The organism is Cereibacter sediminicola (genome assembly GCF_007668225.1).
In the GTDB taxonomy this organism is placed as follows: Bacteria; Pseudomonadota; Alphaproteobacteria; order Rhodobacterales; family Rhodobacteraceae; genus Cereibacter_A; species Cereibacter_A azotoformans.
Genome location: NZ_VDEK01000159.1, coordinates 1 through 440 on the forward strand (window position 1 = coordinate 1; position 440 = coordinate 440).

The window sequence follows — 440 nt, forward strand, 5'->3', positions numbered from 1 at the left end:
CGATGACGTCACCAGCAACAGGGTCGTCCGCCAGATGGAGGACCGCATCCGCGAACTTGAACGTCAACTCGGCCGCAAGACGCTGGAGGTCGAGATCCTGCGCGAGGCGCTGGACAAGTCGCGGTCAAAAAAACCGACCTTGCTCGCGCGGTCGCCGCTGAGGGACGATTTCCAGTGAAGGCCGTGGCCGAAACCCTGGGCGTTGCCCGCTCGAACCTGATCGCCCGACTGGCGGGGAGAACGAAGCCGCGTCGGCGCTATCATAAAGCGCAAGACGCGGCGGTGGTGCCAAGGATCACGGCGCTCGTGTCGGCGCGCCCGACCTACGGCTACCGGCGGATCACCGCGATCCTGAACCGCCAGTTGCGATCAGAAGGCCTGGCGCCGGTCAATCACAAGCGGGTCTACCGGATCATGCAGGCCCATAACCTGCTGCTGGC

1 pseudogene is annotated in these 440 nt (G+C 65.0%); it reads left to right on the forward strand.

Going from position 1 to position 440, the window contains the following annotated elements:
- Positions 1–440, forward strand: a pseudogene (locus tag FG154_RS20815) (IS3 family transposase); the annotation flags it as partial.